General features: G+C 69.1%; 10 protein-coding genes. 3 read left to right on the forward strand and 7 right to left on the reverse strand.

Translation table 11 applies throughout. The annotated features are described in order from the left end of the window. Both dtd and HC022_RS15350 read right to left on the reverse strand, forming a co-directional pair. The coding region (dtd, locus tag HC022_RS15345) for a D-aminoacyl-tRNA deacylase (protein WP_167453033.1) at positions 1-329 on the reverse strand (329 nt) is incomplete at its 3' end. Continuing rightward, entirely contained in the window at positions 326-1,183 is an 858-nt protein-coding gene (locus tag HC022_RS15350; RefSeq protein ID WP_167453034.1) for a carbohydrate kinase, read from the reverse strand. The genes HC022_RS15350 and dtd, both read right to left, overlap by 4 nt. Positions 1,184-1,423: 240 nt before the next feature. Here HC022_RS15350 and HC022_RS15355 point away from each other — a divergent pair, with 240 nt between their 5' ends. Beyond that, positions 1,424-1,786 carry a hypothetical protein gene (locus tag HC022_RS15355; RefSeq protein ID WP_167453035.1) on the forward strand — a complete coding sequence of 121 codons (363 nt, stop codon included), beginning with the start codon at positions 1,424-1,426 and terminating at the stop codon, positions 1,784-1,786. 51 nt (positions 1,787-1,837) lie between these two features. Here the strand turns inward: HC022_RS15355 and HC022_RS15360 are convergent, their stop codons facing one another. Then, positions 1,838-2,923: a primosomal protein N' (replication factor Y) - superfamily II helicase gene (locus tag HC022_RS15360; RefSeq protein WP_167453036.1), complete on the reverse strand. Its 1,086-nt coding sequence runs from the start codon at positions 2,921-2,923 to the stop codon at positions 1,838-1,840. Positions 2,924-3,109: 186 nt separating this feature from the next. On the opposite strand from HC022_RS15360, the gene HC022_RS15365 reads away from it, so the two are divergent. Further along, positions 3,110-3,715, forward strand: a complete 606-nt coding sequence (locus HC022_RS15365) for a hypothetical protein (protein WP_008883176.1) — start codon at positions 3,110-3,112, stop codon at positions 3,713-3,715. Further along, positions 3,693-3,992 carry a cupin domain-containing protein gene (locus HC022_RS15370; RefSeq protein ID WP_008883088.1) on the forward strand — a complete coding sequence of 100 codons (300 nt, stop codon included), beginning with the start codon at positions 3,693-3,695 and terminating at the stop codon, positions 3,990-3,992. The genes HC022_RS15365 and HC022_RS15370 overlap by 23 nt, the downstream gene beginning before the upstream one ends. 7 nt (positions 3,993-3,999) lie before the next feature. Here HC022_RS15370 and HC022_RS15375 read toward each other — a convergent pair whose 3' ends face one another. The 4 genes from HC022_RS15375 to HC022_RS15390 all read right to left on the reverse strand — a co-directional run. Further along, positions 4,000-5,127 (reverse strand): SPFH domain-containing protein, encoded by a 1,128-nt coding sequence (locus HC022_RS15375; RefSeq protein WP_167453037.1) that lies wholly within the window; start codon positions 5,125-5,127, stop codon positions 4,000-4,002. 519 nt (positions 5,128-5,646) lie between these two features. Next, positions 5,647-6,081, reverse strand: coding sequence for a globin domain-containing protein (locus HC022_RS15380; protein WP_008883245.1), 435 nt, complete (start codon positions 6,079-6,081; stop codon positions 5,647-5,649). 72 nt (positions 6,082-6,153) lie between these two features. Further along, positions 6,154-7,128 (reverse strand): DUF2927 domain-containing protein, encoded by a 975-nt coding sequence (locus tag HC022_RS15385; RefSeq protein WP_008883332.1) that lies wholly within the window; start codon positions 7,126-7,128, stop codon positions 6,154-6,156. A gap of 4 nt (positions 7,129-7,132) precedes the next feature. Continuing rightward, positions 7,133-7,333 (reverse strand): toxic anion resistance protein (locus HC022_RS15390; protein WP_175583594.1); only part of this gene is annotated, 201 nt, incomplete at its 5' end.

Below are 7,333 nucleotides of genomic sequence, written 5' to 3' on the forward strand. Positions count from 1 at the left end.
GCCGCGAAGAGCTCGTAGAGACGCCGGCCCTCGTCGGGGGCGGCGGCGGTCGAAAAGCCGGGGCGGTTGCCGCGGCTCTCGGCGGCCAGCGTGAACTGGCTCACCACCAGCGCGGCCCCGTCCACGTCCCGCACCGAGCGGTTCATGCGGCCCTCGTCGTCCTTGAAGATGCGCAGCTTCGCGACCTTGGCGGCCAGCTTCCCGGCCTGCGCGTCGCCATCGCCCTGCATGGCGCAGACCAGCACCAGAAGCCCGGGCCCGACCTCTCCCAGGACCGCGCCGCCGACCGACACCCGCGCCTCCGTGACGCGCTGGATCAGCGCCCTCACTGGCCGTCCTCGGCAAGCTCGGTGTCCCACGGCGGGTTGGCCCCGGCACGGCTGACGGTGACGGCGGCGGCCTTGGCCCCGAGCGCGATCGCCGGTTGCAGCGCCTCGAGCGGAGCGGCACGCAGCGAGGCGCGCGACAGCAGCCCGTCGCGCCAGAGCCCGGCAAGGAAGCCCGCGTTGAAGGTGTCGCCGGCGCCCACGGCGAGCACGCCCGCGGCGCCGCGGGTCTCGAGCACCAGTGCCGCGCCGCCGGCGATCAGCTCGGCGGGGGTGGTGCCGAGCCAGGCCATGTCCTCGTCCGAGATCTTGACCACATCGGCCCGCGCCAGCATCTGCGCCAGCCGGGCGCGGTAACGCTCGGGGTCGGTGATGAAGCTCGGGCGGATGTTGGGATCCATCATCACCAGCCGCTCGCCCGCCTGCGCACAGAGCGCGGCATAGGTGTCGGCCGCCGGTTCCGACACGAGGCTGATGCCGCCGAAGAACAGCGCCTCGGTCTCGTCGCCGAGGTGCGGCAGGTCGGCCTCGGTCAGGCTGCGCCCGGCGGTGTTCTCGTCGTAGAACGCGTATTGGGCGTGCCCGTCGGTGAGCGTCACGAAGGCCAGTGTCGTGGGCCGCTGCGACCGGACCGAGAGCGTGAAGTCCACCCGCGAGGCGGTCAGCGCCGTCTCGAGCACCGCGCCGAAGAGATCGGTGGACAGCCCGCCGAAGTACCCGGCCGGGGCGCCGAGCCGCCCGAGGGCGATGGCGGTGTTGAAGACCGCACCGCCCGCGACGGGCGCAAAGGCGGGTTCGCCGGTCGAGGCGGTTCTCGGCAGCATGTCGATCAGCGATTCGCCGCAGCACAGGATCATGTCGGTCCTCCCATCTGTTAGCGCCGCAAGTTGCCCCGGGACGCGGCGGGGCACAAGGGCGGGATTTGTTCAGGATCATGGCGCGGGATCCGGTTTCATGCGACACTTCCGGCAAGAGGAAAGGAGGTCGTTCGTATGGGCGAGGCGCCTCGGACCGGGCCTTGACCGTCCCTCTGCGCCCCGCTCCGAGGTCTCGGGCCCCCGCTGCCCGGGCGGTTGGCGACGGCATTGGACGCCCCCTTGGACAACGGCACCTGCCGATTCGCGGTGGTGACGCCGGGCATGTCGGAAGAGGTGATCTCGCACAGTGTGCCCGAGAGCGTCACCATGCCCACCCGCGACAAGACGTGCCGCAAGGCGCAGGGTGAGACTTGGCTCGCCAGTGATACGCACGACGGCGCATTCCGCGGGTTATCCCGGTTGCCGCCCGTCACCGATGCCACGTCGGCAAGCGCCCGAATGAAGGACGGCGTTCTTTGGACCACGTCGCGACGGGCCGAATACGCCCTGCGCGGCCAGAGGATCGCGGTCGGCAGGGGCCAGGCAATTCTGGACGGTGATCCCCGTCCCGTCCTCCCCGAGTCTGGTTCCTGTCGTCCGTGACGGGGGTGGGCAGCGATGCCTGCCCCCATTACTCATACCGCCGCGCGGCTGTTACTGGCTCTGTGCCATGACGTAGCCTATGGCACCGGCCACGATCAGCCCGACAATCACCGCCAGCGCGATCTTCCACGTAGACCACGGCCGCTCGCCCTGCCCACGGCCGGTGGTGCCGTAGACCACGAACCGGTAGGTCTCGCCCCGGTACTTGTAAGCAGCGAGCCACACCGGCAGCAGGATGTGCTTGAAGGTGACCTCCGAGACCTGCGTATCGACCCGGTGGATGCGCTGCCGGTCGCCGCCGATGTCGAACTTCACGTCGCGCTCGATCTGGCGGTCCATGAGCTGGCGCGCCTCGACGAACCCGTCGGCCAGATCGACCTGGTAGCCCTCGGCCCGGAACCCTGCGAGGAACTCGGGCTGGTAGGGCTCGAGCCGCGACAGGTCCCAGGGCTCGAGCGCGTCGGTGAAGCGCTTCGGCAGAGAGCGCGAGGCCAGCACCAGCACGTCGTCGAAGAACCGCGCCACCCGGCCCGAGACGCCCCGCCAGCGCACCTTGGCGACCCGCACGGTCTGCATCTTGCCGTCGCGCATCACCTGTCGCGTCTCGTAGTAGACCGTGCCGCGCTCGCCGCTGTACTCCGAGCGGGTGCGGGCGTCGAAGGTCCAGTAGGGCACGTAGATGCCCTGCATCTTGCGGCCCTTGCGGGCATATTCCTTCAGCCCGTTCGGCGCGAACCAGAGCCGCCCGAGCCAGCCGTTCATGGCGTCGTGGGCGGCCTTCTCGTCGAGGGCGAAGGGCAGCAGCCCGCGCGGCTTGATCTGCCGGTGCGCGCCGGTGCCGGTGACCACCGGGGTGGCGCAGAACGGGCATTCGGTGGCATGGGTGTCGGGCTCGAACTCGACCTCGGCGCCGCAGTTGGGGCACTTGCTGACCTGCAGCTCTTCCATCTCCTGCAGCGGCAGGAGGTTGTCGACGGCGGCGCGGTAATCCAGCTCGCGGATGCCCGCCTTCCATGGCCCGGGATCGGTGATCGCCCGGACGTCGCCGCAGTGATCGCAGACGAGCTCGGCCCTGGCAGGATCGTAGCGGTAATCCGCACCGCACTGTTCGCAGGGAAAGCGGTGTTCCTCGGTCATCGGGGCCCCCTTGGTTCCGGCAGCGCGACCCTAGGTCGGTTGCGGGCGGGATGGAACCCGGTTTTGCCCAGCCCCGTGGGATGCCGCGGGCGCGGTCGCGGAAAAGCGATTCAGGGTCCCGGCGAAAGCCGTTAGGGTGTCGGCGAATGCGGGGGACACGAGGTCGTGCGAATGAGAGCGAGACGCATGAAAAACGTGGTGCGGGCAGGGGTTGCGGCCTTCGGGCTGACGCTGGCAGGCAGCGCGGCGACGGCGGAGAACGTCAGCTACCGGTTCGAATGGCAGGGCGCGGGCGGCTATTCCATGCGCGGCGGCATGTCCTTCGACGCGGGCTTTCTCGGGCGCAGCGAGGTCGGCGCGCAGGATCTCAGCTGCTTCTTCATCGAGGGCCGCCGCGACGGCGCGCCGGTGGGGCGCTGGGCGCTGTCGATGCTCGACGAAGAGACCAGCTGGGTTCTCACCTTCCGGCCGCAGGAGCAGGCCTTCGCGGTCTGGGGCCCCGACCAGCCGATGCCGCAGGCGTGGAACATGGACGGCTTCGGCACCGACTGCGGCGAGGGCGGTTTCGGGTTCAACATCGGAAACGCGGCGCAGGATCTGTGCATCGACGGCCGGCTGGTGGTGCTTTCGCAGGTGGCGCCCGATAGGAGCTTCCCAGTGACGCGGGACGATGCCATGACTTTTCCCGCCGATGCCTGCATGGGGCCGATGCTGATGAGCGGGTTGTCCGGGCAGGCAGGCTGGAACTTGAACGCAAAGGACGACCCCCGTGTGCAAAGACACCTGCAATGAAGCCGCCGCCACGACCCTCATCTCGGACGACAAGACCCGCGTGACGCGGTTCGACTTCGCCCCCGGCGCCGAGACCGGCTGGCACGTGCACGAATACGACTACGTGATCGTGGCGCTGACCGATCTCACCATGCGGCTGCAGCTTCCCGGCGGCGAGGTGCGCGACGTGACCACGCCCGCAGGACAGGCCTATCGCCGCGACGCGGGCACCGAGCACAACGTCATCAACGGTGGCGATACGCCGATGAGCTTCGTCGAGATCGAATTCGTGGCCTGAGCCCCGCTCAGGCGCCCGGCGGGGGCGGGGGCATCACGGTGAAGAGCTGCGCAAGCTCTGCCACGTCCTCGGCCCGCTTCCAGCCGTCCTGACCCTGCGTCCAGACAAAGGTGTCGCGGGTCAGGCCTCCCTCGGTGACCATCCGCCCGAGCCGCGCCTTCGAGAAGGGGCCACTGGTGGCGCCGTTCTCGGCGAGGTGCCAGACATGCTCGACCGGCGGCGGAGGCGGGGGCGGCGGGGCCGAGGCGGCGGGGCGGGCGCCCCACGGGCCGGCCTGGCCGCCACCCTGTGCGCCGCTCATCTGCGCGCCCATCGACATGCCGAGCCCGGCGCCGAAGCCCGTGCCCATGGCCTGCCCGGCGGCTGAGCCCTCCTGTCCCAGCGCCTCGGCTGCCTGGAACTTGGTGTAGGCGTCGAGGTTGCCGATCACCCCCATCGAGGTGCGCTTGTCGAGCGCCTTCTCGACCGCCGGCGGCAGCGAGATGTTCTCGATGTAGAGCTCGGGCAGGGACAGCCCGTACTCGGCAATGGTCGAGGAGATGCCGTCCGCCAGCATCTTGCCCAGCTCCTGCGTGTTCGCCGCCATGTCGAGCACCGGGATCCCCGAGCCCGCGATCAGGCGCGAGAACTCCTGCACGATGATGTTGCGGATCTGGAAGCTGATCTCGTCCGAGGTGAACTCGCCGTCGGTGCCGACGATCTCGGTCAGGAAGCGCGCCGGGTCGCTCACCCGCACGGAATACGTGCCGAAGGCGCGCAGGCGGACCGGGCCGAACTCTGGGTCGCGGCAGATGATCGGGTTCTTGGTGCCCCACTTGAGCCCGTTGAACCGCGTCGTGTTGACGAAGTAGATCTCGGACTTGAAGGGCGAGCGGAAGCCGTGATCCCAGTGCTGCAGCGAGGTCATGATCGGCATGTTGTTGGTCTCGAGCATGTAGAGACCGGGGCTGAACACGTCGGCGAGCTGGCCCTCGTGGACGAAGACCGCAGACTGCCCCTCACGCACGGTGAGCTTGGCGCCATACTTGATCTCGTGGCCGTAGCGCTCGAACCGCCAGACCATGGTGTCGCGGGTATTGTCCACCCAGTGAATGACGTCGATGAACTGGCCGGAGAGGAAATCCAGAATGCCCATGGCTGCTACTCCCGCGTTGCTGCTTCTGAGAGCAATTTAACCCCGGAAGGTCGCGACACAAGCGGGCAGGGGGCATTTGTTCCGAAGGGGCCCGGGCGCGGGGGGCGTGAGGATGCGGGCCGGGCGGTGGGGCGTGCCTGATCCGGGTTTGCGGTGTCAGGGGCGCCGGGCGTGGTGGTCGGCGCCGTTTGAGCAGGGGCGGTTCCATCAGGACAGCAGTCGATGCTGTCCGGGCAGCCGGTGGGGTCGCGTGGGCAGCGGCGGCCCGCGCTCTTTGGGGGTGGGGCTGTGGGCACGCAGCGTTGCCGCTGACGGCGAGACGTGTGCCTGCGTTGATCAGGTGACGGGCGCCGCTACCCTTACCAGAGTACCACCGCCTGCATCGTCGAGCCAGATGTCACGCAACGTTCTGCCCTCGAAGCGCCTCAGAGCGGGCGCATGTGCCGCCGATGCCTCTGACCGGCGACGCCCAACTCCCGTCGCCCCCGAAACAGGCGACCCCGAAACAGGCGCCGCCAGTCACGCGGCGGGCGGCGCCTTGGGCGTGGCGGCGCGGGCGCCGGTGATCATCAGGTCGCTCACGTAGTCGATGAGCTGCGCCCAGGCGTCGTGATCGGCCTCGGACCAGTCGGCGATGTGATCGGCCAGCGTCGCGAGCAGGATCTCGGCGACCAGCGGGTACTGGTCGTCGGTCACGCCGTAGTCCACGTGGCGCGCGCCGAGCGCCTCGATCTCGGTCACCAGCATCTGCAGGTGGTCGAGCGACTGCACCAGCACCAGCACCATGTCGAAGAGCTTGTCCGCCTGCACCCCCATGTCCTCGGGGAACATGATGCGGATGCCGGGGGAGGCAGCGAAGAGCCGCTCGTAGAAATCATGCGTCAGCGCGCTGCTGGCGGTGCGCAGCCGCAGGGCGCTTGAAAGAACCTGATCCTTGAGCTGGTCGTCAAACATCGTCCCGTCCCGTCGTCCGTCGCGACGGGAGTAGAGGCTCCGGGTGAACATCCGCTTAAGCCGCGGAGGGCTTCAGGACTCTCCCCCGAGCAGGGCTCCGGCGATCTGGGTGACGACGGGGCGCACGGTGTCGGCGTCCATGCCGGGCGAGATGCGCGGGTCGTAGAGGATCTTCAGCAGCATCTCGTCATGGGTGGTCAGCAGCGCGAACTCGTCGTCGTCGTTGAAGATCGACGGCCGGGCGCTGGGCGAGTCGTTGCCCAGCCCCATGCCCTGCGCCATCTCCTCGTGGATACAGGAGCGGCGCAGCAGGTCGGGATGCTCGGAGCGGATCACCGCGATCGCCTCGCCATAGGCATAGCCGCCGGGATCCTCGGAGAAGGCCAGCACGAGGCAATGGATCGAGCGCGGCAGCCGGTCGAAGAGCTCGAGCGCCGAAGGGCTGACGTTTGGCACGAGCTGGCGGATGCGGGGGGCGATCTCGGCCTTGTCGTCCTCGGACATGAACAGCACGTGGAAATTCGCGTTGTCGGCATTCATCGACATCGGATGCCCGGTGATCCGCGACAGGCGGTTGACGTACTGGGTCACCATGTTGGTGTCGGGAACGCGCTGGTCCTCGGGCACGAGCGCGCCGAACTCGATCGTCACGCGCACCGGCTGGAGCCACTTCTTTACCCTGCTGAGCTCGCCGCGCGAGGGGCGCAGGCCGGCGCCGCGCTCGTATTCCTCGGCCAGCGCGATGCGTTCGAAGTTGCGCACCAGCATGGTGTCGGTGAAGGGCGTGTCGGGGCCGCCGCCATCTGTGCGCAGCAGCCCCTGCGTGAGGAGGTCGGCCTGGACGCGGGAATAGTAGGTCTCGAGATCCTTGCTTGCCAGGGACCGGCGGCGCGGCGGGGCCTCTGCGGAGGGGACGGGCTTTAGCCCGTCGGGGCGGGCATGGGGCGGTACCCCGGTCTCGCGGGGCGCAAGCTGCGAGGTTTCGCAGGCCGCGAGGCCCGCGAGCACTCCAAGGGCAAAGCCGATGCGGCGCAGGCCCGCACGCATTCGGTCAGGCGCCCTTCGGCACAGAGGTGCCCGCGTTGTCGCCGATCCCATCGCGGCGCGCCTTGGCCGAGGCCAGCGTGTCGCGCAATTCGTGCTCCATCTTCTTGAGCTCCTCCTCGGCGGCGGCACGGCGCGCCTTGCCCTCGTCGGCGATCTGCAGGCTTTCCTGGATCGTCGCGATCAGGTCGGAATTGGCCTGCTTGAC

It is taken from the genome of Salipiger sp. HF18 (assembly GCF_011806505.1).
In the GTDB taxonomy this organism is placed as follows: Bacteria; Pseudomonadota; Alphaproteobacteria; order Rhodobacterales; family Rhodobacteraceae; genus Salipiger; species Salipiger thiooxidans.